General features: G+C 44.8%; 26 protein-coding genes and 1 pseudogene. 16 read left to right on the forward strand and 11 right to left on the reverse strand.

The genetic code is table 11. The features are described 5' to 3' along the window. Together EYS13_RS13580 and EYS13_RS13585 are read right to left on the reverse strand one after the other, a co-directional pair. Window positions 1-309 carry a hypothetical protein gene (locus EYS13_RS13580; RefSeq protein ID WP_227763801.1) on the reverse strand — a complete coding sequence of 103 codons (309 nt, stop codon included), beginning with the start codon at window positions 307-309 and terminating at the stop codon, window positions 1-3. Window positions 310-348: 39 nt separating this feature from the next. Further along, complete coding sequence (locus EYS13_RS13585) at window positions 349-618, reverse strand: hypothetical protein (RefSeq protein WP_227763803.1); 270 nt, start codon at window positions 616-618, stop codon at window positions 349-351. A 429-nt stretch (window positions 619-1047) separates the two neighbouring features. Here EYS13_RS13585 and EYS13_RS13590 point away from each other — a divergent pair, with 429 nt between their 5' ends. From EYS13_RS13590 to EYS13_RS13600, 3 genes are all read left to right on the forward strand, one after another. Continuing rightward, complete coding sequence (locus EYS13_RS13590; RefSeq protein ID WP_227761964.1) at window positions 1048-2331, forward strand: IS110 family RNA-guided transposase; 1284 nt, start codon at window positions 1048-1050, stop codon at window positions 2329-2331. Between the two features lie 504 nt (window positions 2332-2835). Further along, window positions 2836-3456, forward strand: a complete 621-nt coding sequence (locus EYS13_RS13595; RefSeq protein ID WP_227763805.1) for a CAP domain-containing protein — start codon at window positions 2836-2838, stop codon at window positions 3454-3456. A 117-nt stretch (window positions 3457-3573) separates the two neighbouring features. Further along, the gene (locus EYS13_RS13600) at window positions 3574-4566 is read left to right on the forward strand and encodes a hypothetical protein (RefSeq protein WP_227763807.1); all 993 of its coding nucleotides are present in this window, start codon (window positions 3574-3576) and stop codon (window positions 4564-4566) included. A 116-nt stretch (window positions 4567-4682) separates the two neighbouring features. Here EYS13_RS13600 and EYS13_RS13605 read toward each other — a convergent pair whose 3' ends face one another. Next, entirely contained in the window at window positions 4683-4949 is a 267-nt protein-coding gene (locus tag EYS13_RS13605) for a hypothetical protein (protein ID WP_227763810.1), read from the reverse strand. Between the two features lie 286 nt (window positions 4950-5235). Here EYS13_RS13605 and EYS13_RS13610 point away from each other — a divergent pair, with 286 nt between their 5' ends. After that, on the forward strand, window positions 5236-6630 hold the full coding sequence (locus tag EYS13_RS13610) for a hypothetical protein (RefSeq protein WP_227763811.1): 1395 nt from the start codon (window positions 5236-5238) through the stop codon (window positions 6628-6630). Between the two features lie 185 nt (window positions 6631-6815). On the opposite strand, the gene EYS13_RS13615 is transcribed toward EYS13_RS13610, so the two are convergent. From EYS13_RS13615 to yabG, 3 genes are all read right to left on the reverse strand, one after another. Next, the gene (locus EYS13_RS13615) at window positions 6816-7424 is read right to left on the reverse strand and encodes a hypothetical protein (RefSeq protein WP_227763813.1); all 609 of its coding nucleotides are present in this window, start codon (window positions 7422-7424) and stop codon (window positions 6816-6818) included. Window positions 7425-7597: 173 nt separating this feature from the next. Then, window positions 7598-7873 (reverse strand): Veg family protein, encoded by a 276-nt coding sequence (locus EYS13_RS13620; RefSeq protein ID WP_277998209.1) that lies wholly within the window; start codon window positions 7871-7873, stop codon window positions 7598-7600. 269 nt (window positions 7874-8142) lie between these two features. Next, window positions 8143-9003 carry a sporulation peptidase YabG gene (yabG, locus tag EYS13_RS13625; protein WP_227763817.1) on the reverse strand — a complete coding sequence of 287 codons (861 nt, stop codon included), beginning with the start codon at window positions 9001-9003 and terminating at the stop codon, window positions 8143-8145. A gap of 135 nt (window positions 9004-9138) precedes the next feature. On the opposite strand from yabG, the gene EYS13_RS13630 reads away from it, so the two are divergent. The 5 genes from EYS13_RS13630 (at window position 9139) to EYS13_RS13650 (ending at window position 13593) form a co-directional block, all read left to right on the forward strand. Next, a complete protein-coding gene (locus tag EYS13_RS13630; protein ID WP_227763819.1) occupies window positions 9139-9969 on the forward strand; it encodes a glycosyltransferase in 831 nt (276 codons plus the stop codon). 52 nt (window positions 9970-10021) lie between these two features. Then, window positions 10022-10843 carry a cell wall hydrolase gene (locus tag EYS13_RS16430; RefSeq protein WP_227763821.1) on the forward strand — a complete coding sequence of 274 codons (822 nt, stop codon included), beginning with the start codon at window positions 10022-10024 and terminating at the stop codon, window positions 10841-10843. 152 nt (window positions 10844-10995) lie between these two features. After that, on the forward strand, window positions 10996-11718 hold the full coding sequence (locus EYS13_RS13640) for a hypothetical protein (protein ID WP_227763823.1): 723 nt from the start codon (window positions 10996-10998) through the stop codon (window positions 11716-11718). Between the two features lie 100 nt (window positions 11719-11818). Then, window positions 11819-12706: a glycosyltransferase family 2 protein gene (locus tag EYS13_RS13645; RefSeq protein WP_227763825.1), complete on the forward strand. Its 888-nt coding sequence runs from the start codon at window positions 11819-11821 to the stop codon at window positions 12704-12706. 152 nt (window positions 12707-12858) lie between these two features. Further along, complete coding sequence (locus EYS13_RS13650; RefSeq protein ID WP_227763827.1) at window positions 12859-13593, forward strand: hypothetical protein; 735 nt, start codon at window positions 12859-12861, stop codon at window positions 13591-13593. A 115-nt stretch (window positions 13594-13708) separates the two neighbouring features. Here the strand turns inward: EYS13_RS13650 and EYS13_RS13655 are convergent, their stop codons facing one another. Beyond that, complete coding sequence (locus EYS13_RS13655) at window positions 13709-14836, reverse strand: hypothetical protein (RefSeq protein ID WP_227763829.1); 1128 nt, start codon at window positions 14834-14836, stop codon at window positions 13709-13711. 60 nt (window positions 14837-14896) lie between these two features. Between EYS13_RS13655 and EYS13_RS16655 the strand changes: the two are divergent. From EYS13_RS16655 to EYS13_RS13680, 5 genes and pseudogenes are all read left to right on the forward strand, one after another. After that, window positions 14897-15067: pseudogene (locus EYS13_RS16655) on the forward strand (sodium-dependent transporter); the annotation flags it as partial. Window positions 15068-15519: 452 nt separating this feature from the next. Next, on the forward strand, window positions 15520-16578 hold the full coding sequence (locus tag EYS13_RS13665; RefSeq protein ID WP_227763832.1) for a carboxypeptidase regulatory-like domain-containing protein: 1059 nt from the start codon (window positions 15520-15522) through the stop codon (window positions 16576-16578). A gap of 14 nt (window positions 16579-16592) precedes the next feature. After that, window positions 16593-16778 carry a hypothetical protein gene (locus tag EYS13_RS13670; RefSeq protein WP_227763833.1) on the forward strand — a complete coding sequence of 62 codons (186 nt, stop codon included), beginning with the start codon at window positions 16593-16595 and terminating at the stop codon, window positions 16776-16778. Window positions 16779-16891: 113 nt separating this feature from the next. After that, a complete protein-coding gene (locus tag EYS13_RS13675) occupies window positions 16892-18571 on the forward strand; it encodes an SPOCS domain-containing protein (RefSeq protein ID WP_227763835.1) in 1680 nt (559 codons plus the stop codon). Between the two features lie 335 nt (window positions 18572-18906). Continuing rightward, window positions 18907-19176: a hypothetical protein gene (locus EYS13_RS13680; protein WP_227763837.1), complete on the forward strand. Its 270-nt coding sequence runs from the start codon at window positions 18907-18909 to the stop codon at window positions 19174-19176. A gap of 53 nt (window positions 19177-19229) precedes the next feature. Here EYS13_RS13680 and EYS13_RS13685 read toward each other — a convergent pair whose 3' ends face one another. Next, window positions 19230-19652, reverse strand: coding sequence for a hypothetical protein (locus EYS13_RS13685; RefSeq protein ID WP_227763839.1), 423 nt, complete (start codon window positions 19650-19652; stop codon window positions 19230-19232). 124 nt (window positions 19653-19776) lie between these two features. Continuing rightward, window positions 19777-20178: a hypothetical protein gene (locus EYS13_RS13690; RefSeq protein ID WP_227763841.1), complete on the reverse strand. Its 402-nt coding sequence runs from the start codon at window positions 20176-20178 to the stop codon at window positions 19777-19779. A 159-nt stretch (window positions 20179-20337) separates the two neighbouring features. Between EYS13_RS13690 and EYS13_RS13695 the strand changes: the two genes are divergently transcribed. Then, window positions 20338-20895, forward strand: a complete 558-nt coding sequence (locus EYS13_RS13695; RefSeq protein WP_227763842.1) for a cell wall hydrolase — start codon at window positions 20338-20340, stop codon at window positions 20893-20895. 18 nt (window positions 20896-20913) lie between these two features. After that, a complete protein-coding gene (gene ypeB / locus EYS13_RS13700; protein ID WP_227763845.1) occupies window positions 20914-22269 on the forward strand; it encodes a germination protein YpeB in 1356 nt (451 codons plus the stop codon). A 56-nt stretch (window positions 22270-22325) separates the two neighbouring features. Here the strand turns inward: ypeB and EYS13_RS13705 are convergent, their stop codons facing one another. Together EYS13_RS13705 and EYS13_RS13710 are read right to left on the reverse strand one after the other, a co-directional pair. Then, window positions 22326-23327: a chymotrypsin family serine protease gene (locus tag EYS13_RS13705; RefSeq protein WP_227763847.1), complete on the reverse strand. Its 1002-nt coding sequence runs from the start codon at window positions 23325-23327 to the stop codon at window positions 22326-22328. A 126-nt stretch (window positions 23328-23453) separates the two neighbouring features. After that, window positions 23454-23774: a YbaB/EbfC family nucleoid-associated protein gene (locus EYS13_RS13710; RefSeq protein ID WP_227763848.1), complete on the reverse strand. Its 321-nt coding sequence runs from the start codon at window positions 23772-23774 to the stop codon at window positions 23454-23456. Window positions 23775-23874 lie beyond the last annotated feature (100 nt).

A 23874-nucleotide genomic window follows, 5' to 3' on the forward strand; every position in this document is an offset into this window, starting at 1 on the left:
TCAGACACGCTTAATGTAGCGATACCCCAGCATGCCTATGCAGTGAGCGATTGTCTCTAAACCTATTTTTATTGGGTTAAAATTGATTTCTATCCTTTTGCACCGCAGTAGCGGACTCACGCTGTTTACTCCCTTAAGCTCCAGCAGTGCGCTTGAAATGAGATTAAAGTCCTCTTCTGTGTCCATATTGGGAATGATCATGGTAATCGATACATCTATTGGAGCTTCAGCAACAGAACAGGTGCTGTGGGGCTTAATGCCCGTCAGTAAACTATCCGTTCGTCGTGATTTAAATTTATCCAAAGTCAAGATTCCACCCCCGGTAAGCAACTGCTTACGGTACTAGCTTCAGCCACCCTGACGTTTAAAGGGTATTGCATTTTTATGAAGCAGGTAATCGATAAATGAAGGAGTTATTCTGCTTGGATCATAGGTAACCTGTAAGCTATTTCCTTGAACAATTGCCAAATTTAAAACATAATACCCTATTGCTTGAAAAACTTGTTTGATGCGTTCTTCATTGTGTATATCTTCGATGCAATATATTATTTCTTTTATGTCTTTGTTCTGCAAATTTTCCTTTCGGGCATCAATCCAAATCCTTGTTTTCGGTTCCACTGCATTCACCCCTTACACAAATTATGCAATGAAACTAAATATTAGTATCATAGCCATGCATTAGCCCCCTAACCGTTAATCTATTCTATATTTATTAAATGTCGGGCGGAAAAGTTACAGCAAACAACTAATCCAATAATTTACATCTTATAGGAAAAGTACTAAATTTTGAATAACCAGCAGTCTGGTTAACCTGACTTGAACAAATCCTCCTTAACAAGATTTAGCAAATTTGTCGTATAAAAGAAAAGCTTTTATAATACAGCTATCACATTAGTCGGGACATAAGCAGTTTGTCCCCTGCATTAAAGGAGCATTCCTGTAATGAATTAAAATGAGCTTTGAAAAAAGAAGTACCTCCTGTTAACATACGAGGTGTCGAGGTGTCGATTAACTAGCGACCCTTAAATAACAGAGGAGGTACTCAATATGAAGTATAACCAGAACTCAAGAATTTTGCAAATAACAGAAAAGACTTTAATCATTGGTGTAGATGTAGCTAGCGAGACAAATTACGCCAGAGCTTTCGATTACAGAGGCGTAGAACTAGCTAAGCTACTAAAATTCAATAATGACAACAACGGCTTCAAGACATTTTCTGAGTGGGTAAAAAGTGTGGCAAAACAACAGCAGAAGCAGCAGGTAATGGTTGGGATGGAGCCTACGGGACACTATTGGTTTACCTTTGCCCAGCATCTTAAGGATCACCAGCTGAAAATAGTACTAGTGAATCCGTTTCACGTAAAGCGAAGCAAAGAATTGGATGATAATAATCCGACCAAAAATGACCGAAAGGACCCAAAAACCATTGCCATGCTGGTAAAAGACGGTCGATACATGGAACCGTACATTCCCGAAGGAATTTACAGCGATTTACGAAATGCAATGGAAACCCGCTTAAGATTAGTGAAGCAGCTTAACAGCATCCGAAACAGAGTTAAACGCTGGATAAGCATATATTTCCCGGAGTTCAACAGAGTCTTTGGGGATTGGGAAGGCAAAGCAGCAATAGTAACGCTAAAAGAGTTTCCAACACCGGATAAAGTACTTGAAAAAGGCGTCGAAGGCATAGTTGCCAGCTGGAGAAAAGAAATCAGCAGAGCTGTTGGAGTTAGACGAGCCAGCCAACTAGTTGAGGCAGCAAAGATATCAGTAGGAGTACGAGAAGGATTAAGAGCAGCTCAAAATGAACTTGCCACACTACTAGAAGAATATGAAATGCTGCAGAGGCAATATGAAAGGACAATGGCTCTAATAGAAGAATTAGCCATGCAGATTCCCGGTATTGAAGAAATGCTAAAAATCAAGGGAGTAGGCCTCATAGCAGCAGCAGGGTTTATAGCTGAAGTAGGGGATATTACAAGGTTTGAACATCCAAAGCAGGTACAGAAGCTGGCGGGACTAAGCCTGAAAGAAAATAGCTCAGGAAAGCATAAGGGCCAAACAACTATTAGCAAACGAGGGCGAAAAAGGCTAAGATCGTTGTTATTTCAAGGGATTATGCCCATAGTGGCTAAGAACAACGAATTTAAAGAACTACACCAGTACTACACAACAAGGCCACAGAACCCGCTCAAAAAGAAACAGTCGCTAGTACTCTTATGCTGTAAGCTCATAAGGATATTTTACACCTTACTGAGAAAAGGCGTAGCTTATGACCCACAAAAAATGATGAGTGATATAAGAAGGCAAGAATTACAGGAAGCCGCCTAAAAAGCGCACCGCAACTGACAATGTTACATTTCATCCGTTTGCCAGTCAAGGGTAAAGACTGCGTCGCCGCTATCGCGGCCCCTTGACAGTCAAACTCCTGCAATGTAACAAGCAATCAAGCGGTGCTGGAAATGTAAAAAAACCTTGCTTAATTAAAGATTACGTTCATTGACAAAGCGAGCCGGAATAGTCAGGTTGAAATTTATCCATAAGGGCATTTGACCCAGCAAAGGAGCAAGGCTGACATCCACCTCATGGGCAGGCAGTACGAAGGAATTTAGGGGCACAGACCCTGTGAGACATGGGAGGTTTGCCACCGGAGAACAAGTGGATTACATGGCCGAAATACGTTTAAAAGACGCATATTCTGTCGGTATACACTTGTTAATCCAGATATATACAAAAATAGGCATATTGTCCAAGAGGATTGACTTTGTACAAATGAAAATCTAAGATTAAGCGAGATTTTCAAAGAAAATTAAAGATTATAGAGGGAGGCTCAATATGAAGAAATGCCTGTTTAAACCTTTAGCGGTCCTCAGCCTTGGTGCCATAGTATTTATGCAGATTCATCTTGTACCTGCCAATGCCTCGTGGTACGCTCAACGGATTCTCCAATTGCGCAACCAACAAGCTAGCAGCGACACGCCTACAAAAGGGATAAACCCTTCCAAGCAACCGGGTAATGCTCCGGCTCCCCCAACCAATTCAGGCTCAGCGCCCGCCCCACAACCGAGCGCTGCAATTAGTGGCGAGCAGCAGCTGATGGTCGACCTCATAAACAAGGAACGGGCAAAAGCCGGTCTGAAGCCTTTAAAGATTCATGAGGGACTGATGGAAATTGCTCAAAAGAAAAGCCAGGATATGAAGGATAATAATTATTTTTCCCACACTTCCCCGACTCATGGTTCCTTTACCAAGATGGTTTCTAATGCTGGTATTAGCTATCGCGCCATAGGCGAAAACCTGGCTCAAGCCAGAGATGTACAAACAGCCCATAAACTGTTAATGGCCAGCCAACCCCATAAAGACAATATTCTGAGGTCATACTATACTCATGTAGGAATAGGTGTAGCTCATACCAAATACGGGGTAATTGTTACACAGCTGTTTATCATGCAGTAGGAAGCGTGCACTTCTTAAAAGACTGGGCAATAAGCTCAGTCTTTTTATGATTTGCGGTATACTTTTGCAGTTTGGCAAATATGATTTAAAGATAGGCTTTAAAACGAGGTGTTGCTAATGTTGCAAAACTTGGTATCACCTGCAAAGGACCTTTGGCAATTTTGCACGGAAGCAAACGAAATGAGTTACAGCCTGACACTAAATAGCCATCAAGTGTTCTCAATAACAAAATGTGTACCAACAATAGACTATAAAAACAAGCTTCATCTATTTGTACAATGCGTCGATGGCAAAGCCTATTGCGCCTCTTGGGATGGGTCTGTCTGGCAAAAGAGAGAACTGCCCTTCAGCCAATGGGAACACCTGAAGACGTTTGTGCACTCAACTAACGACCTGTCTGTGCTGGCAAAAACCCAAGCCGGGTTTAGCTTCGTCACCATGACTGCTACAAGAGAATTACCGGTCACCTCCCTCCAAGCGCAGGATCTTGGAGCTGTTCCCATCTTTTTTACCTGCAACAACTCCAGCATTTATGTGCATTTAAAAAACAACCTAAATTGCTCTGTTTCGACCTCGGTGTTTTCTGCAGAAACCGGAGTTATCGAGAGAAACCGTTTGCTATGGCAGGATAAAAACTTTGCCATAATCAAGCAGTGGGTTGTAGAAGATTCGCTGCTCATCCTAGTGCAGGAAAAAGCTGCTCACAGCCCTTTGCTTTACTGTTTAAAAATCAGTTTGCAGACCATGGAACACTGCTTGCGAAAGATTGGACCCATTGCGCCTGCTGTTAAACCAAACCTATGTTTAGCAATGGAAACAAATAACTTACTTTTAATCTACAATAGCTTAGATTGCTTTTACTACAGCTATTCCTTTGATTTGGGTCAAAACTGGACCTTGCCGAAGCAAAGCTCTCTGTTCTCTCCCGCATTTTTTAACGAAGTTTATACTATTAACGATCAACCAACCTCTAAAATTTGTCTGAGCTCTATCTACGGCTGTTCATTACAACAACCCCTGTTTGTAAGCTACTCAGAGTTATCAACTCTGCTCAGCAGCAAGAAGTCAATTAAGCCTAAATTGCGAGCTTTTTCAGCAATTTCAATGTAAGATACTCCTGTTTTGGTGATTAAAAAGCGATATGTGCTCGAAATTCAGGCTATTTAAATCTTTTTTCTAAACCACTGAAAATTATAACATAAGCAAACTGCTTATCTCTTACAGCCTCAGCCGCCTTTTCTGGGTTTTGGAGGCTCAAAACTCATGACCCTGTAACCTAATTGCTCTAATATTTGCGGGATGTTGGCTGTGAATTTGTGTAAATCTGCAGTAACTTCCAATGTTTTTCTTGTTAAATCCAAAGCAGTTTTAATATGCCCTGGCTCAACCGCCAGCCTAGAAATTATCTCCTGTTCATCTTTGCCATTTTTAAGATCAGGCAAAATAAATATCTGACGTCTGGTAGTAAGCAAGTAGTTTCTATACCAGCTCATCAAATTCACCTCCCTGCTATGTAATGACTTTACAGCCAGTCCCCGGACTTTAGTGGTTAGTTGCATGCTATTCTTTAATGCAATTTATTTTTGCGTGCTGAGGACTAATTACTAACCACATTACTTGAAAAACTGCTGCTGGTGACTGGTCAGCCTGCAGGGTAGGCTATAGTTTATAATATTCCATTTGACTGCAAGTCGCCACAAATTGAATAAAAAAAGCATCGCACTCCCGCCTCCTTGCGCATAGCATAAATAGTAGATTTAAATAAAGCGAGGGATCAGCATGAAAACTGTTTATTTAGGAGACGAGGCTTTTATCTCTTTGGAGGATGAGGAGATACAACCTTTTTTGACCGCCTGTTCCGCCGTTTCAATCAGTTATCAGCATAAAAACGACAGAATAGAAATATTTCCTCCTCTTAGAGATAATACGATTGTGATTAAACCTCTGGATAACGGTGTAATTCTCAATAAGTTTGTGGAAAAACTACGTTTAACGCTTGCGGAACATGCCGCTTTAGTCATTATTGAACCAGGTCCCAGGCTAAATCCCGGTTTGTTAAAAGTGCTAAAAGCGCAAATTGCCATTGGCCTTGCGGAACAAAGAAAAAGCAAAAACAATGCAGAAATTCGATTTTATTACTCCCTCAAGCGAAGAGAAGAAAGCCTAAGATTTATCGCAGGTTTAATTAAGCAGTTTTGCAAAAACAATCTGTCTTTTACTACGGAACTAGCCTCATACTTTGAACATTTAACTTGTTCTAAATACCGAAAAATAATTTTTTCTGATGTGCCTACCGTTTTGGCAGAATTCAGCAGTGTAGAGGTGATGGAAAACTTTTTAGAGGGACTTACAAAATGCTTTGTGCAAAATATTATTTGTACTTATGGCCAAGAAGTTAGCTCTGAGGAATTAAAACGTTTAGGGGAATGTCTAACCGTAGTAAAAAAAACTAAAAAGAAAACCTGTGAAGATACACCCGAAATTGCCAATGTTACCTCCGAAGCAGTGGCAATTCCTTCCCCTGAGCCAGAACTACCTATAAGTTCTGTTGATAATTGGGATATCGCTAAAAATTGCACGGTTACTGAGACTCAGTCAGCTGAAATAACCTCTGCTTTAACAATGGAAACGTCTCCCAGCGCTGCAAATGATTTCCCTGCACCTTCCCCGGAACCCGCAGCCGAAATGTCCGCAACTGGAGATAAAAACGTTAAGGCGAGTCAACTAACGGAAACTGTCCAGAGAAAAAAGAAACGTAAAAGCGCCTTTTTTAACCCTTTGATTTCACTTGGCGAAGGTCCGGTTTATACTTTTATTAGGAATTCCCAGCCTTCAATCCAGCCTACATACATTCTAGAGTATTTAAAAAATAATGCAATGCAATCGTCAAATGTAACTCAGGGCTTTTTTAGAGCTAACAACGAAAAGAACCGGCACGCAGCGGTGTCAAGATTTAACAGGGAGGCCGATAAACTATTGAATGATACACCTCTCCCCAAAAAACAGACACTTGGCAGTAAAAGCACTTTTCACTCAAATCTGTTTTCTGATATGGCTTCACCAAACAATTCAAACAACAGCCACCATGCTGGAGAATCCAACGGAAACCCGATTAATTCACCTGCTGCCCACATTGACCGTGTTAAAGAATTAGCTCAAGTCTTGGAAGGTTAAAAAAACAAAAATACAATTCCTTTCCTGCAGCAGTCCGGGAATTGTGTTTTTTGTAAAGAAGGAGGCCTCTCCCTTGAAAACCTCCAGATTCCCCCTCAAGGGAGACACCCTGTGGTGCTTCTTTTAAAAAAGTTACGACACACGAAAAAAATGCAGACCGTTGGTCTGCATTTTTAGGATCTATCCTAGAAACATTGTGGTGGCGGTGTCGGCGGGCAAACGCCGGGAAGGGTAATGCACGGCGCCGGCACACAGAAACCATAGCTAGGTACTAATAGTTGTACTGTAAGGATGCACTTTAAGATCATGCAAACCTCAAAATCACAGGTTACTTCAATCGAGTCTATGCCTACTGAAGAAACTACACAGTTACAGAACAGCAGAGTGCTTTCTGAGCAATCCGGGGTTACTCCTTCTGGGCAACAAAGTGTTGCTGTTTTAGTAAATGTAAATACCCTGTCTACTGTTTCTGTAGCAGCGTTGGGGTTTGTCAGTGTCAAAGGTACTGAAACCAGTACTGTGACTGTGACAAAGCCATCACCTGCCGGGACTCTGCTCACTTCCGTACAAGAGATTTGTTGACCCGAAGTTAAACTACATGGTACTACCTGACCTACAGTAAAAGTACCTGTTGGGAATTGGCCAGTGAGTCCGGTGGTAATTGTAGTGGTTCTGGTTCTGTCTTCAACTTGGAAGCAGCTGTCGTATACTTTGTCGACCACAATACATTCTATCCGGGTCGGCGGGGGGCAGCCTTCCACAGGGCATACACCCGGACGAATTTCATCTGCCATCTTAATAACCTCCTTATATTTTTATTTCTAGGATTTGATCCTAGTCTATAATATTTAGGAGGCAAGCAAGCTGCTACATCATTTTCTTAATTTTGGTGTTTTTTTTTAAAATTAAAAGAGCTGTTGGATCCCCAACAGCTCTTAGCGGAGGACAGAGGTGTGTCCCCTTGCCTTTAAACAATCTGCTCTTTTTCCTCATGGTCTTTATCTTTGTATATAGTAAGCTCCACTGTTTCTGTAAGAATGTCGGTATAACTAAAAGACACCCTTCTGGCTGCATTACGCTTTTCGTCCAGTTTAACTACAAAGATGTGAGGGTAGGTTTGTTCCAATACTCCTAACCGTTCCACAACCTTTTTGCGCCCACGGTTTGCTTTAAGCTTAATTCTTTTTCCTACGCTGGCATCAAGATATTGTTTTATTTCGGTCAGTGCCTTTTTGGTTGCCAACAAGACCACCTCTCTTTCTATATACCTTAAAAGTATAACATAGGTTGGCAGTCTTGTCAAAATAAATAGTATACTTCAACAAAGCTATTAAAGTCAACCAAAACTATCCTGCTAATACCATCAAAATATGACATGTTGTTCCTGATTTTAACATGATATATCTAGTAATCTCAAGTTTAAAAAATATAAATGATTTTTAACACATTTACGCAAAGCAAATGAACAAAACTCACAGCTTGGAGCTTATAACTAAGGCTAATGGCAAATGACTAATAGGGTGATTTAGGATAGCCCAGGCGGTACTTGCCCCTGGTTTGTACCCCGCCCACACCATCATCTCCTGTAATCGTCTGCTGGATGATATCCTTGATGCTAATAGTCTCGTTAATTGGCGTATAAGCAATTTTTTCAACAATAAATACCGGGTCAAAAGCATGGATCAGGACTCGCTGCGGCGCACTGGCGAAATTAGCTCCTGCCCGAAGAATCTCTTCATAATGAGACTGGCAGGCGCCGGCGAAAATAATCAGGTCATCCAAGTCGTTGTTCAGCTCCCGAGCCTTTTTAACCGCCTCCACAAAATATTTGGAATGGCGGTAACTGTTTAAATCCGTAAAATCTTTTATGCCTTTGACAACAGCATCGTGTCCGGTCAAAACCAGAATATCGGGCCTGTACTCCCTGATGAGTTTCTGGACTACTTTAGGCTGCTCACTTTCGGGAATATGGAAGCCTTCGACCGGTACATTGAGCTGCATGTAGTTTTCCAAGCACTTATTTAAATACTCTTCATCCCCATCCAGATGCAGCACCCGCCCCGGCACATCAAAAAAATCAACTGTATCCTTTCCTGCCCGGTACCGCAAATCTTCATACTTTACCCGGTTAAGACTGCGGAAAGATCGTATCCGGCGAAGGCAGGACAAGTTTAGCTTAATGGTTTCATGTCTGTGCATAAAAATTTCCTCGGCTCCCTTGACTTCCAGATCATCTAGCGGAGAATCGGCCAGGAGCCTTACATCCATACCTTTTAACGTGCAGGTTCCATTTTTTACTTCCAACACTTTAAAATATATATCTCCGCCGTAGGATTTACGCACCACAATATCGCCAGGTTTTATTATCGCCATGAGAGCACCCTCCAAAAACAAAAATTTACTCTACCATATGATATGGCTGGGAAAGCTAGGTGGTGCCATGTAGAATTTAACAAAAAGTCGAAATAACTCATATTATAAATTAGCGCAGGGAAAGGAGGCATAACATTGCAGATCGCTGTTGTCCCAGCTCAAAACGAGGAGAAACGCATCCAAACAGTGCTAATCAACCTCCTGTCTTTACCCCTGGACAAAATAGTGGCTGTTATTAACGGCTCGGAAGATCAGACGCTGGAAAGGGTATTAGCTATTGGCAATCCTAAAATCGAAGCACTCTACTTTCAAGAAAAGCTTGGCCTGGATGTCCCCCGGGCTATAGGAGCCAAGCGGGCTCTGGAGTTGGATGCGGATCTGGTTTTATTTCATGACGGGGATATGGTAGGGCACTTTAATAATAACCTGCTGGAACTGATTGAAGGTGTAAAACAGGGTTTGGATGTGGCCCTGACAGACTGCTACCCTGTCCCGCCCCAAAACAATGCCTTGGTCAATGAACTTTTAGCTTGCAGGAAAATGCTCAACGAAAAATTGGATTGGCTTGGCCAACTGGGCCTGGCTAATCCCTCCCACGGACCCCATGTGCTCTCCCGGAAAGCTTTATACACCATTCCACTTTACGAGCTGGCGGTTCCGCCTATGATTCTTGCCTATGCCAGGCTATATAATCTGAAAGTGGGTATAGCTACCCAAATCCCTCACCAGGAGCTTGGCTCCAGCATCAGGGGGGTGCTTCATGCAGAAAAAATAGTGCACACCATTTGCGGCGATTGCTTCGAAGCCATATCCTTTTTCGAAGGGCGCCACCGCTCGAGAAAATATGATGGGACGAATTTTACAGGTTACCATAAAGATAGAAATTTCCGACTTTTAAAAGAAATTATTGCCCGGGACTCGCTGGAAGATTTTGTGGCATGCAGCCTGCCGCCTTTTCACGTATAATCTTGCATAGACCAAGTGGCTCTCAAATCTAAATTAGAAGGAGGTTTTACCCGTGCGCAAAAAACTGCCTATCTTATTGTTGTGCGCCTTGTTACTTACTCCCACATTGGCTTATGCAGGAACATATTATGTGCAAAAAGGGGATTCGCTTTTTACAATCGGCCAGCGGTACGGCGTTTCCGCTGAATATGTGCGCCAAACTAACGGCTTGAAATCGGTTATGATCTACCCGGGACAAAAACTCTGGGTGCCTGATCAAAAAGTCAATGCCTACAACTATACAGTAAAAAAAGGAGATACTTTATACAATATCGCTAAAAAGTACGGTACAACGCCTCAGGCTATCAAGGCTACCACAGGGCTAAAATCTGATTATCTCGTTCCGGGACAAGCCCTGCTTATTCCTAAAACAAGCGCCGCCAAGCCGGTGACTTACTCCACAGGACAGCAAACGACCAAGCTGGCCTCCAGGGCGGGAAGTTCCGCCGAATTGCGCCAGGAAACGCAGAAGAACAAGGTTTCTGCAGAGGAGTTTGAATTACTGGCCAAAATAGTGTATGGAGAATCCAGGGGAGAGCCATTTAAAGGTCAAGTTGCAGTAGCAGCCGTGGTATTAAACAGGGTAAAAAGTCCTAAGTTCCCTAACACCATCAAAGGGGTAATTTTTCAACCAGGGGCTTTTACGGCCGTAGTGGATGGACAGGCTTATCTGAACCCCGATGAAACCGCTTATAAAGCTGTACAGGCAGCTTTAGACGGATGGGACCCCACCAATGGAGCCTTGTATTACTGGAACCCAGCCAAAACAACCAATAAATGGATTTGGTCTAAACCGATTAAAATGCAAATAGGCAGCCATGTATTTGCTGACTAGTTATATCGCTATCTCACTAAAAGCGGGACTTTATAAGTTCCGCTTTTTTTATACTTTGGGGCTGAAGATATATACACACAGTAACCACACGCCTTCCAGCAACATAGTATAGATTAGCAAATAAACTAAGTTAACTTCAAGGAGGAAGGAAAATGTTCAAGAAGCCAATTGAACTTGAATGCCGTCCAGTGCTTAAAGATGTCATTTGTGCATTTGGGGAAAAATGTTTTCACAATATCCATTACATTTGTGAAACCATAAATGGAGAGTGTATCCCCAGTGACGCCTGCCCTTTTAACGCAATAGTAAACAACTTGCAGATCCACACAGTTTCAAGGACTAATGGCTGTGTACGCATCACCGGTACATATGACATCTTTGTGTGGTTCAGGTTTAACGGGCAAAGGATGATTGGGCAAGCGGAACGTTTATGCGTGCCATTTAATGTTCAGGTGCCAATTTTTGCTGTTAATGACGGCTGTAAGACGCTGGTTTGTGAGGACGGGGAAATATTAGGTACTCAGGTTTGTGCGTTAAATACCCGCCTGGACATTATTGAGGCTGTAGTAGAGCGGGATGTAGACCACCACCATCATCATTCGCCCATTGAGGTTTGCCCAGACTGTGAATTCCGGCTTAAGATCGTGGTAGAAAAAATATTCCAGGCTTTTGAGCATGGTCCACAGGTTCTCTGCATTCCAGTATGCCCACCGGAAGCTTGTCCTACGCCAACTGAAGGGCCAATTGGCGGCGAATGTCCACCGCTTACGAGGCCGACCAAATGCCCTGATTTCTGCCGCCAAGATGAGGTATTTAACCCGGATAACTGCGATCAATGCCCGCCGCCACAAGTATGCGACCATAGACAAGGATAATTACCCTCCTATTTTATTAAAAAGCAGGTTCTAAAAAGCAGGTTAGGCCTGCTTTTTAAGTGATGGGCTGAAATCCTAATAATGAAAGAAGGTGAAGGCTGTGCAAAGTAAAACCCCTCTTGTTTCCATTATCTTGCCGTGTAAGAATGAAGGAGAAAATGTTAAAAAGACTTTGGATTCTATCCTAAGTACTGCTACCGGCATGAAATATGAGATTATAGTAGTTGATGACGGTTCTCAAGATGATGGTGTAGAAACTGTTAAAAACGATCCCAAATACCAAAAGGTTAATTTTTTAAATTCAAATGGTGTTGGTTCAGCAAAAGCCAGGAATTTTGGTGCAGAAATGGCTAAAGGCGAGTATTTGGTGTTTTGTGATGCTCACGTGTTTGTGGAAGCCTTTTGGCTGGATAGGCTTGTAGCCACATTTAAATCACCGGAAATTGGGGCTGTCTGTCCCGCCATTGCTTCCCACGATAATCCGGCGGCAACGGGCTATGGACAGCTGATGACAGAAAAAGTCCAAGCGCAATGGCATTTAAACAACCCAAAGGAGATTAGTCCCGTGGCGGTTGCTCCCGGGGGATGTATTGTTTTCAGAAAAAAAGTTTTTGAGGAGATTGGTGGATTTAATAAAGGATTTCGGGTCTGGGGCCTCGAAGATTTAGAAATCTCTTACCGTACTTGGATTATGGGCTATTCCTGCGTAGTGAATCCCCACGTTAAAGTTCTTCATGTATTTCGTCAGGCACACCCTTACCGGGTTACCATGGAGGATGTTAACTACAATCTTTTGTATATGGCTTTTGTACATTTTAAAGCGGAAAGGATAGCTAGAATTTTAGATTTACTTAAAAATTATCCTACTTTTAGTCAGGTTTTAGTTTCGGCTATTTTTAGCGATGCATGGAAACAGAGGAAATACTACAGTGAAGTACGTAAGCGGGATGACGATTGGTATATGGAGTATTTTAAAGTAAATTTATAGTTTTGCCAAAACTTGCCAGGGCGAAATTTTTGTTTTATTGGGAAAAATAAAACAAAATGTAAGAATTTATGTCAAATTATTACCTCTTTCATATACTGTATTAGGTGTATTGCTATCCACCTAAAAAAGTATATCGAAGGAGGGTAAAAGTTTTGAACGTTGATCTTCGCGGCAGACCAACTACACTGGAGTGCCAGCCTGTTTTTAAAGATGTTATATGTCGCTTTGGGGAAAAGTGTTTCCACAATATCCATTACCTTTGCACTACCAGGGATACGGCCAGTGGCTGTATTCCGGGGGATGCGTGCCCCTTTGAAGCTTTAGTGACAAATTTAAGGATTGATTCAGTGGAAAGAGCCAATGGATGTGTTCGGATTTGTGGACGTTATGATATTACAGTATTTTTCCGCTTTGACGGACAGCGCAGAATTGGGCAGGCAGAACGTGACAATGTTGATTTTTGCGTGCAGGTTCCCTTATCAAATGTGAATGATGGTTGTGTGGAGATTGTTTGTGAGGACGGTCGGAAATTCGAGACTGAAGTTTGTGCTTTTAACACTCGGCTGGAAGTTGTGGAAGCTACTGTTGAACCTGATCCGGATGCTGAAAACATCTGCCATAATTGTCCTACACGGCTTAGAGTGGTTGTAGAGAAAATCTTTCGTGCTTTCGAACATGGACCGCAAGTCCTTTGCATTCCGGTCTGCCCACCTGAGGCTTGTGCACCTCCGCCGCCGGGAACGATTAGCCCGGCCTGTCCGCCTTTTGTCAAGCCGACGGAGTGCCCATCCTTCTGTGTGGATGATGAAGTCTTTTTCCCCGACAATTGCGACGTCTGTCCGCCTCCCCAGACTACTGTAAGGCCAACCAGGCCATGTAATAGCTGAAGTCATTTATCTTATATAAACAGTTTAAATGCGGAGGTATTTTTAAAGCGCAATCCTGGCTACAGAAAAGACGGCTCTTGTATGCGATGCAAAGAGGGCCGTCCTTTTTGTTCTCTTAAAGAGGTAATTTGGTGGTAGTCGCGCTTATATACCATCGGTCTGTAAAGTCATCTCTGGTGAGAAGCAGTAATAAACTGGCTTTGGTAAAAGCTTTTTCTTCCGGTTTGCGCCAGGTTACGGTTGTCGCTACCGGTAAAAACAGATCATCAATGCTTGAGTCAGCTGTGTCAATCGTAAAAGTATTAATATCGTCGATACGGCCTAAATTTGTTTTTATTTCGGCAAATTCTTCTGGACTGGTAAAACGCAGTGTTAGGCTGGCCATGCCCCAATCGTGTTGTTTCAGGGCAGTATAAAAGATTGCAATTAGTTCCCGGGGAGAGGCCTGCCATATTTTTTCTTCTAGAACACCTGCTGCTTTTGCAATCATCAACTGGTGGGCAAGATCTTGGTTCCTGCTTTTGTGAACTTTGCTGCCTTGAAAATGAATACAGAAATGTCCTGGAAAATCATTATCATTGATAGCCCCGGCTCCATGGGGCATACCATTCATAGATGCGGCTATTCGGCGGTCGTTAATCTGAATAATAATCGCTCGGCGGCGCCAGGACCACTTGCCATTATAAATCTTTTTCATGGTCATGGTGTCCAGGGCGGTTAATGGCTGCACATCGGCATGCTCGCTTCCGGCCCTGCGCTGGACCCGAAACTTAAGGCCGGTTTCAAAATCGATTACAGTGGCTGTACCATTTTTGGGTAATAATTTCCTTGCTTCAGACCAGGGAAGGTATTCTCCATAATATTCCACCCCTAAAATTTTAAAATATTTTTCTAATGCAGCTGAGGTATGGGGCTTCAGTTCAAGAATAATTGGTTTAGTTCCATGTACTAATTTGTTGTTGAGATAGTAAAGTTTCTCAGTTTTGCCGGAAGTGGAGAGTAACACATATCTACCAGCGACCACATAACCTGACCGCCTGGTAGAGGGAGAGGCTCGCTTAAAGGTATGCTCTAAATCATGTAAGAGGTGTTTGTCCTCGATTGGTAGGCTTGTATTTAAACCGGTGATACCAACAACAGCTGTTGGTGCTGTCTGATTATTTGTCCTCAATAAAAACAATAGAGCGACAAGGATGACCGCTCCCAGGAGACTTGCACCGGCAGCTTTTAACCTATTAGACATTAATCATCCCAACCTAACGATTTTACTACAATTACTATATTCCGTCAGGTCCAGGATATGACTTTGACGCTCTCTAATGCTATGGAAGGCCTGGAATTCTTATTTAAGCCTGATTTTTCCAAAATAACCGGGACGACTATTTTAACAGCCTTGGGATTATCGTTTTTTAAGCTCTCACTGGGAATGGGGACAGTGCTCACTTACGGCAGGTATATGGGCGAAGATGAGAACTTTTTTTGGCCAATCAGAAAGTTTATCGACTTTCTGATGCGGGCTGATAATAGTTTGTCGACAGACGTCCATGCTGCTGTCGCAACACCATCATAAGTATGAAAAATTGTAACCCATTGTGTGTAGCTGCGACATATAACAAGCCATAGAGCGCTCTGTGAAGAGTTTGACTGTAAGCGGCCGAGCAGCATGGACGCTGCGAGAGCGCTGGAGTGGCATGGACGCCGCGTCAGCGCGTGCCGCTGGAAGTCAAACGATGAGCAGAAGCAGCGCTCTTGGCGAAGTCATCCCGGAGCAGCAGACACAAGGGTTAACATTTTGAGGGTAGTCTGGCTTGGCGCAAGCCAAGTTTTCTTTATTTTTTACACTATGCAAAGTCACAGCTTTCCGCTCCCACATATAATATAGTAGTATTTGAGCCAGCAGTGCGGGCTGTTGAAGGAGGGGCGGAAGTGGACAACAAAACAGGCAAATTCCAGGTGCGATGCGGGTCCGATGTGGAGGATGTTGTCTGCCGGATGGGGCAAAAATGCTTTCATAACATTCATTACCTCTGCCATACTACAAGGGGAGCTTGTATTCCGGCCGATGCCTGTCCTTTTCAGGCGCTGGTCTCCAACCTTTACATAGCCTCGCTTACCAGGGCCGGTGAATGTGCCGGAATTACAGGTACTTACGATGTACGGGTGTGGTTCACTTATAACAATGGTCATGCAATTGCTGAGGCAGAGCGCACCGCTATCCCTTTTAGGGTTCATATTCCCTTGGCCGACGTGGCTGCCGGTTGTCAGGAGATTGTTTGTGAAGAGGGCATCAGGCTGGAAACTAAGCTTTGCGCAACCAACCTGAAGCTGGAAGTGGTGGAGGCGGCTTTGGAAGCTGAGAAGCGCGAGACCGTCTGCCAGGGATGGAATACCCGCTTAAAAGTGATTGTGGAAAAAGAGTTTCTAGTTTTTGAACATGGTTTGCAGAGGTTATGCGTTGCCCGGTGTGTGCGCAAGTTTGCCCCCCATCCCTTAGAAGGGTCCTCGGGTGAAGTGTGCCAGCCTTTTGTCAACCCCACGGTATGCCCAAAACTCTGTACTCAGGACGAAGTCCAAAAGGCGGATGTTTGTGACGTATGCCCTCCTCTCCAGGAAAAGCCGAAAGAGGATGCATCCTCCTCACCCGGCGCGGCGCTTTTACCTGCGCTCCAAGGGAGCCCTAATAGAGACCGGGATATGCCCACATCGCCGGGAGCAATTAAGGGCAGGTTGATGGATGAAAACGGCAACGGGCTGTTCATGGCCAGAATAATTGCCAGCGACGGGAAACAGCAGTTCAGGGCCCGTACCAATTATAAAGGCTTTTTTCTCTTGCCCCTTTACCCCGACACCTACGAATTGACAGCAATGAAAAGGGGATACATAGCCCAAACCCTAGAGATTACTTTGGGATCCGGTGAGATTAAAGAACTGGAGTTAACTTTAGCCCCTGATCCCTTAAGCAAAGGATTTAGGCTAAAACTCTGATAGAAGGTGAAGGTATGGCGTTAAAGGATAATTTACGCAAAGCTATCAGGAGCGGGGAAGATTTGGCCAGGAGCTGTGAGATTTTTGCTAGGGAAGCAGGCAATGAGCAAGCCGCAAAAATCTTTCTCAGGATGGCTGAAAGTATTCTTTCCAGCGTGGCGGAATTAAGGAGTGAACTGAAAAAATACTGCGGCACCTGAGGATAAGTTAACCCGCCGGTGGCGGGAATTTTTCGGCAATTTCCGGAGTAAGGCAAGCACAATTTTCTCCTTTTCGCATATATTGTGATAAACAATTGGAAGGAGGGGTAAAATTGGCTGTTAACCTGAAACTGGTAAAAAAAAGAGTACAGGTTGAAACAGTTGTGGGCGAATATACCAGCCAGGTTACTTTAAAAGGAGAACTTACATTTCCGGTTGAAGTAAAGAAAATAAAAGATGTCCATGCTGAGATCACAAATTTAGCGGCCAAGCCGCTTAAGGACAAACTACTTATTGAGGGGAAATTACATAAGCAGGTTACCTGGGTACCCGAGGCCGGCGGGCGCCACGACGGAGTGGAATATGAGGCCGGGGGAGTGTACGACCTGCCGGTGGTTGAAACTTTTTCCCACTTTATGGATTTTTCCGGGTGTACACCGGAATGTGCTGTAACCGTTGACGCCAGGGTGGAGTTTGTTGATCAGGCGGAAAAAACCGAAGGGGGGGACGATAGCCCTACGGTTTGGAGGCAGGATGTTACCATTGAACTGTTTGTACGAGTTAGCAGGGTTAGCAATGCCCATGTAATTACCGACGTGTTAGCGCCGGGAATGGCTCTGAATATTGTCAAAGACAAGTGTATCGTGGAAAGTGTGGTTGGCCAGGCGTCTAAGCAGGTTAAGGCAGTGGCCGATATTGAATTCCCGCGGGAAGTAGCCAAAATAAAAGTTGTACAGGCCAAGGTGAAAGATATAGCTACAGAAGTCGTGGCGGATAGGATAGAAGTTTCAGGGCAACTGCATCAGCAGATTTTCTATATCGAAGAGGGCACTGGACGGATGTTTGAAACCAGTGTCGACGAAGAGTGGACTGCACCAATCGAACTGCCGGGAGCCCGGCCCGGCATGGATGTGACAGCGGACGCTATGGTGGAGTGCGCGGAAGTTGAACTGAAACCCGATATCAAAAATCAAGCCCGTCGGACAGCAATTATTAAAATAGCCGTTAAAGCCATGGCGGATCTGCCTCTGGAATTTGTCAAGGATGTAACCGGCCCCAACATCAGGACAGTCAAAGGTGTTCTGAAGTGTGAAAATGTGGTGGGTTCGGCCACCAGTCAGGTGGATATCCAGAGAGACATAACTTTCCAGCAGCCCGTCAAAAAAATAATGAGTGCCGATGCCAAAGTGAAGTTCAAAAGAAAAGATACCAGGGTGGTGCCCGATCAGGTAGTTGTGGAAGGCATCCTACATAAGCAGATCTTTTTTGTTGGTCTGTGTGATGATGCGGTTTGGGAGAAATCACTGGATGAGCCTTTTTCAACTTTTGTCGATATCCCCGGCGCCCAACCGGGCATGAATGTGGCGGTAAAGGGCAGGGTGGAAAATGTGGATTTGATACCGCCCGATTACCCGGAAAAATGCTGCGAGAATTTTGAACCGGAAAAGTATTCCTGGGATCAGGCGGCGGTGGTGGAAGTAAAGGCCAAAGTAACACAGACAAGGGAAATCGGCATTATATTGGATGTAACCGGCGAGGCTGCCGTTTTACCAGCCGAAGAATATGTGCGGGCAGTGGTGGACCGTCCCAGCATCAGGTTTTATAAGATTCAGCCGGGGGATACTTTCTGGAAACTGGCAGAGCGTTACGGCACCACGGTGGAGGCAATTATGGAGCTTAACCCTTGCCTTGATCCGCAAAACCTTCAAATTGGCACTATAATGAAAATTCCCTGCGGCGTCCCTGGCGCCGTTAGTCCCCAGTCATCAGTCATCAGTCGCCAACAGTTTTAGTCACCAGTTGCCAGCCATCAGCAGGCTAACGCCGTCGTTAGTCGTTAGCTTTCAGCCGCCAGCTATCAGCCCTCAGCAATTAGCCATTGGCTTTTCTGCAAAAGTCATACATGCAACTAAGTACTAAAAACTAATGACTAATGACGCAGCCGTAGGCTGCTACTGCGACTAGGAACTGGCGACTCACTGCTAGTTCGCTTCAACGGTCAAAATGCCACCGTAATTTTACCTGTTGCTGGTTGCGCAGACCAAGTTCTCTTTACTTAATTTACCTGTGGCAATGCTCTTTTGGGGCTAATAGTATATAGTAACTGGGAAGAAGGAGGGAATTTTAGATGAGCAGTGATTTGGAGAAGCTTTTACAGCAGATAGAAGCTAACGGGCATGCTGCTGCCGAGGTACATCCCAAGGAAGAACCAAAGCTGGGGGCCGGGAAAGTCGGTCCCACCGCAAGTGACCCCCGAGAGGTACCGGCAGAGGGAGAGGGTTCAGAGCCAAAACCTGCCGGGACAATCCCCGGAAGCAGTATAAACTATCGCAAGAGGACAGCATTTGTGGTATTTCTTATTTTAATTCTTTTATTATTCAGCAACTCTTGGCGTTAACAACATATATCTTTAGCAAACATAACGAATTAAGCCGTGCACACTTGCACGGCTTAACTCTTATCTTTTATTGTTATGTTGTGCGTATCATCGTGCGCAATTTTTTTGCCTGCTTCTTCGCTCTTAGGGGTTGTTTTTTGTTCTTTGATCATGGAAAGCATGTTCATTAAGGCTGCGATGGCGTTAGGGTTTTTAGCCAGCATTCCGGCCAAGTCGCTCGGGTTAAGTCCTCCTTGTCCTTTGTTATGTAAGAGTCCGGTCAAGGTATTCATTAGTGTGTTATCCAAATTCAAAGGCTGCCCCTGACCTGTGGCGGGCAGCTGGATAGTTACCGGCTTAATAAGATTCACTATGCTTAAGAGAGTTAATAAGCTCAACAGGGCCAGCAGGTTATCCGTAGAGAGCTTGGGATGTTGTTCCAGTAAGCTGAACAGACCGGCGACCAGATCAACTCCTTCATCTTTTTTCTTTTCCAAAGTCCGTACCTCCTTGTAATGATCTTTTGATGGCTTGTAGTTAATATATTCACCGACCTAACAGATGTTGACAAAAACTTTTCAAAACATAAAACTAGCCACACTGGGTGTGGCTGTATGCAAATTACTCTAAACAGGGCGAACCATCTCCATGTTTTCCTGGGATTGATTCAGCTCCGTCTGCACTTAAATCCCCCCTAGCATCGCCGGGCGGGCCGGCGGGTTCAGGGCCCTGGGTGGCAAAGATAAGTAAAATGAGAATTAAAAACAAAGCAAAGGGATTTGTTCCCTCCAACTGGGCGGGATCGGTATCTGCAGGCATAATGCTTACTTGGGCCTTAGGTTTAATGGCCGAGAAGCTCTGTAAAGCCTTTTGTCCCGTTTGGCTGCTAAGTAGCTCGGCAAAATGGCCCGTTAGTTGAGTAACAGTTTTACCTGTGGGACCTAGAAAAGGTTCGACGCTTTGTAATAAATTGAGAAAATCGGGGTTAAACATCACGTAATTTTCAGCCTCCTTCCTCCGCATGGTTTTCTAATCCATACTATGTGCCTGTGGAGTTTGCGGTGAATGACAAAAACTGGTGACAAAGCCGTTTTTCTTTTCAGGGATAGAATAATTTCCTGCCAACAAAACCAAAATAAACGTAAAGTTGGCTAAAAAAATTCTTGGATGAGGGGGATAAATTTGCGGAAATATCTTTCCTGGAAAACAGTTGCGGTATTTATCCTGCTGGCCGGGATAATCCTGTCCGTTCCATTATTGAGCAAAGGTCAGGAAGAAAATCCTTCGAGGCAGGAGGGCAAATCTTCAGTGACGGATTCAGTCTTTGAGGAGGAACAATTTCCAGACGTTATTCCTACCCAGGGTGGTTGGTCCTTAGTCAAAAGGAACGACGAGGTGAATCTCTTGACCAGGTTAGTAGCGGCGGAAGCAACCGGAGAACCCTATGAAGGCCAGGTGGCTGTAGCTGCAGTGCTGTTAAACAGAGTCCGGCATGCATCTTTTCCAAATACCATCAGCGGGGTTATTTTCCAGCCCCATGCCTTTGAAAGTGTTTCCAACGGCCTTATTTGGCGGGTCAGCGACCTGAACACTGCCAGGAGAGCCGCCATAGATGCTTTAAACGGCTGGGATCCGACCTATGGCGCCCTGTATTTCTGGAACCCTTACAAACCGGTGAGCGGCTGGATCTGGACACGGAAAATAGTAAGGCAAATCGGAAAACACGTTTTCGGTATATAAGAGGAGGGGGTTAATTTAATGCGGAAGATGTTGTTTGGCATTCTGGCGGTGCTGGTGCTGGCAGGCTTGGTCAGCTGGGGGTTCTGGGAAAGAGCTAATAAGGAAAGGCTGGCCAATGCACTGGAAGCAGATTATCAAAGGGAATTTTATAATGTGATTAGCCACGTAGAACAAACTCGGGTGCTGTTGGGCAAAAGTCTTGTTTCAGGTTCCCCCCGGCATAACATCCTGTACTTAACCGAAATTTGGAATAGGGCTGCAGATGCCCAAGTTTCATTGGCACAGCTGCCTTTTACCGACATCAATCTCTCAGCCAGCCGTAAGTTTCTGGCCCAACTGGGCGATTATGCTTTTTCCCTGGCGCGGGCAGGAGCCAACGGCAAACAGCTTACCAATGAAGATTACAACCGCCTGACCAAGCTTTACGAGGAAGTGGGCAGGTTCAGCGCGGACCTGCACCAGATGGAGAGCCGTTTTAACCAGAAAGGTTTCAGGTGGACCAGGGGTCTCACCGGGGACTGGCTGCGGCCCGCCAGCGCGGAGCCGCAAGCGCCCAACGATTTGTCCAATTTCGTGGAGATTGAAAAGCGAATTCAGGGTTTACCGGCGCTGATTTACGACGGTCCCTTCTCGGATCACCTGGAAAAGATTGAACCCAAGGGGTTGACCGGAAAGGAGGTAACTTCCAGCCAGGCGGCCGGATTAGCCAGGAGTTTTTTAAACAAAGGGAAAAAACAGGGGTACAATGTTGTTCACTCCGGCACAGTACGGGGCAAAATAGCTGCCTATACTTTTACCTTTGATCCTGCCGATGCGCCGGGCCTCATCACTGTAGACCTAAGCAAAAAAGGTGGACACCCCATTACGATGATTAACAGCAGGACAGTTAACAAAGCGACCTTGTCCGCCGCTGAAGCAGAAGCCAAGGCAGCCCGTTTTCTTGAAGCAAACGGCTATCCCGATATGCTTGCTACTTACACAATCCGGCAGGGCAATACCCAGGTGATTTCTTATGCTTACCGCCAGCAAGGGGTGGTAGTCTATCCTGATTTAGTTAAGGTGAAAGTCGCTCTCGACAACGGCGAAGTAGTAGGGTTTGAAGCTTTTAACTACCTTATGTCCCACCGCCAGCGGGATATACCAAAAGCAAAATTAACCGAGGCCGAAGTTAAAAATAAAATCAACCCCAGGGTAAAAATCGAAAATATACGCAAGGCAATAATTCCCCTGGACAACGGCAAAGAGGCCTTCACCTACGAGGTTAAAGGCAAGCTGGGGAATGAACTCTACTTAATATATATCAATGCTTTAACAGGTGATGAAGAACAGATCCTCAAGGTTATTAACCAGCCGGAAGGGAACTTGGCAATATAGTAAAAGTGCCGCCTAATGGCGGCCCTTTTGCTTATTGCAGCAACTGGAGCAGGTCGTTAGAATTCAATCTGCAGCAGTTCCATTACATTTTGGATGCGGTTAATCACTGTTGATTGGTCGGAACCGGCAAATAAGAGGCCCACGGCGTTATTATCTTCGTCCAAAACAAGTGAGCCGCTGTCGCCAGGGCTGGCCATGGGGCCTGCTACTATTTGGTCGGTAAAATAGACATTGTCATTATCACCCATGCTAACTTTCAGGGTGGTGGCTACCACTTGCACTGTGCTGGTGTTAATTCCGCTGGAACGACCGCTCTTTTTGAGCTTCATGCCCAGTTTGGCCTCTTTTACCCCTTTCACCGGACCTATTTCCAGGATCTCCGGAGTTATGGCGGCGGGAGAAACGGGGGTGGCCACTGCGGCATCAACCAAATTATCAGACGCGGACCTCTTAAGTAGCGACATCCTGTAATTGGGGCGAACCAGCCTGATAATCCTGTTGCCCGCCCATTCAACTGCTGCTGCCTGCGGGCATTCGGACTGGACGTATTCCCGCTGGATAGGCACAAACCTTTCCAAATAGCCGATCAGCTGGTCTTTTGTTCCTCCGTCGTAGGGTCCCGGCTGATAGATCGGGTCCCCTATTTTACAGCGACCGTCTTTGCCGTCGGAGCTGTTGGCTAAGACGTGGTTGTTGGAAAGAATAAGCGGTTTCTTGGTGGCGCTGTCTTTAACCACCGCCCCGAAAGTCCCGGCGGAGATCAGATAATGTCCAATGCTGATGCCGGGAGGAGCGGGCCGCATATAGTCGGTTCTCCCCAGGAGACGGATTTCCCCCACCTCGATAATATCAGTAGACACGTCATAGATTTTAGGGGGGATTTTTTCTCCTCTTTTTAATTCACTGGCAGGCATCTTTTTGCTGACCAGGACAACTACGGAATGTTCGTTTGTTGTTTCCCCCCTGACCATTTTTAAACCTTTGCCTACGCCCACCACATTGGAAACACTCATTATGTCATAGCGGCTTCTGCGCAAAAGCCTATCTATTCTATCCATTAACGCTCCCCTCTCTTTAAGATCTACCTTAGTATATTAGTATTCGGTTCAGGCAGAGGGGTGAGGAATTAGTAAAAAAAAAAAGGCCCTTAACGGGCCGGTATGGGGGATATTTTGTGAAATTTGCTAGAATAATTCGGAAATATTCTCTAGATTAAAGCCGGTTAATTCTGACATGGTTTTGGCAGCCAGGTCTTTTGAGCGGTCGAAAGCTTCGTTAACGGTGCTGACGAGAGTAGACTCCAGCCCCTCCCGACCAAGCAAAGTGAGAGCATCGGGAGCCAGACGTATTACCTTTATTTTGGCTAAACCTGAGATAACCACAACTACTGCTCCATGTCCGCCTGATACCTCAATAGTTCTGCTGTCCAACAGCTGTTTGGCCTGGGCCATGCTTTCCTTAAACTTATTGGCCTGGGCAAATAAATCGTCTAAATTCAATCCCATGTCAACCTCCTTATAATGAGTGCAAGCTTAGTTTTGGCTCCCACTTCCGGGAAGCCAGGTGGGCGTAAAGCCAACTTTTCTTTATGCTATTAACTTATGA

The sequence above is a fragment of the Zhaonella formicivorans genome (assembly GCF_004353525.1).
Lineage (GTDB): Bacteria > Bacillota > DUOV01 > DUOV01 > Zhaonellaceae > Zhaonella > Zhaonella formicivorans.